Annotated in this window: 2 protein-coding genes; both read left to right on the top strand. The window is 76.2% G+C overall.

Going from position 1 to position 1,784, the window contains the following annotated elements; genetic code table 11:
- The coding region (locus I5I_RS00935) for an ATP-binding cassette domain-containing protein (RefSeq protein WP_306305721.1) at positions 1-780 on the top strand (780 nt) is incomplete at its 5' end.
- The coding region (locus I5I_RS00930; protein WP_051039407.1) for an MFS transporter at positions 777-1,784 on the top strand (1,008 nt) is incomplete at its 3' end. The genes I5I_RS00935 and I5I_RS00930, both read left to right, overlap by 4 nt.

The following is a 1,784-nucleotide window of genomic DNA, read 5'->3' as shown; positions in this document are numbered from 1 at the left end:
GCGCACGCGTCTGGAGGTGCGCGACGGTCGCATCGTCGCCGACCTCTTCGCGCCGTGCGCGCCTGGGGCCGGCGCATCCTCCGCGGCGGGGGAGGGCTCATGACGGCGCTGGAGGTGCGCGCGGTCACGTTCGTCCACGGCACCGGCCGCGCGCGGACGACGGCGCTCGCACCGACGGACCTGACGGTGGCGGCCGGTCAGAGCCTCGCCGTCATCGGACGCTCGGGCGCCGGCAAGTCCACCCTCGCGGAGATCGTGCTGGGGCTGAAGCGCCCGGCCGCCGGGACGGTGCGTGTGCAGGGCGAGCCATGGAACGACGCGACCCGCGGTCCGCGTCGGGCTCGCCGATGCCTTGTCCAGGGGATCCCGCAGGATGCGGCCGCGTCGTTCGTGCCGTCGCGCGCCGTCGGCTCCCAGATCGCCGACGCCCTGCGACGGCTCGGCGTCGCGGACGGCTCCGATGCCGAGGTGCGGGTGCATCGGGCGGCGGAGATCGCCCACCTCGACCCGCTCCTGCTGGCCCGCCGACCCGGCGAGCTGTCGGGCGGTCAGGCGCAGCGCGCCGCGATCGCCCGTGCCGTCGCGGCGGAGCCCGCGGTGATCGTCGCCGACGAGCCCACGAGCGCGCTCGATGCGGCGACGGCGGATGCCGTGGCATCCGCCGTCCTCGCCCTCGCCCCGTCCCTCGGCACGGCGCTGCTGATCGTCACCCACGATGCGGCGCTGGCGGCGCGGTGCGACGCGATCCTCGAGATCCTCCCGGCGACGGAGGTCGCATGAGCGCGTCACCCCGGCTGCGCGTGATGCTGGCCGCGCAGGCCGCCTTCATGATCGGCTTCTCGAGCGTCGTCCCCTTCATCGCGGTGCTCGCCGACGACCGCTTCCACCTCGGTCCCGCCGCGATCGGCGCGATCGTCGGGGCACGTGTCGCCGTGCAGCAGGGCCTGTTCATCGTCGGCGGCGCTCTCGCCGACCGGCTCGGGGCCCGGACTCTGCTGCTCACCGGGTGCGCCGTGCGGGCGGTGGGCTTCGTCCTGCTGGCGCTGGCTCCGACTCCTGCGGTGTTCGTGATCGCGGTCCTTCTCATCGGTATGGCCGGTGCGCTGTTCTCGCCCGCGGTCGACGCCTATGTCGGGGCCGCGGATGCCGCATCGCGTGCGCGTCCGCGCCCGGTCGGTGCGCGTCGGTGGAGCGCTCCGACCCCTTTCGCCGCGCTCGCGCTGGCGGGGGAGGCAGGAGGCATCGTCGGCGCGGCGGTCGGCGCCCTCTTCATGCCCGCATACGCCGTGCCCGTCGTGATCGTCGCCTCCGCGGTCTTCCTCGCCGCGCTCGTCGTGCTCGCGCGGCTGCTGCCCGCACGCTCGCCGGCGGCCGTCGTGCCCGTCGCGGCTCCGGGCGATCACGCGGACCTCGGGCGCCTGCGGCGGGTGCTCCCCTCCGCGGTCGGCGCGGCCACCGTGCTCGCCGTCTACACGCAGCTGTTCTCGTTGCTCCCTCTCGGGATGGCGGCGCGCGGGGTCGGCGGAGGCTGGGTGGGCGTCGTGTCGATCGTCCTGTCCGCCACCATCGTCCTCCTGCAATGGCCGCTCTCGCGGGTCGCGGAACGGCTCGCCCGGCCGCGGGCGGTCGCCGCCGGCGTCGCCGCCGCCCTCGCCGCCGCCCTGGCGGGCGCGGTCTCGGCCGCCGCGGCATCCGTCCCGGCCTTCGCGGCCGCGGCCGCCGCCGCGGCGGTGAGCAGCGGCTCTCGCAGTGATGCGACTCTAGAGGATCCCCGGGACCGAGCT

Source organism: Microbacterium sp. B24 (assembly GCF_000333415.1).
GTDB lineage: Bacteria > Actinomycetota > Actinomycetes > Actinomycetales > Microbacteriaceae > Microbacterium.
This window is presented reverse-complemented; position numbering and strand designations above follow the sequence as displayed.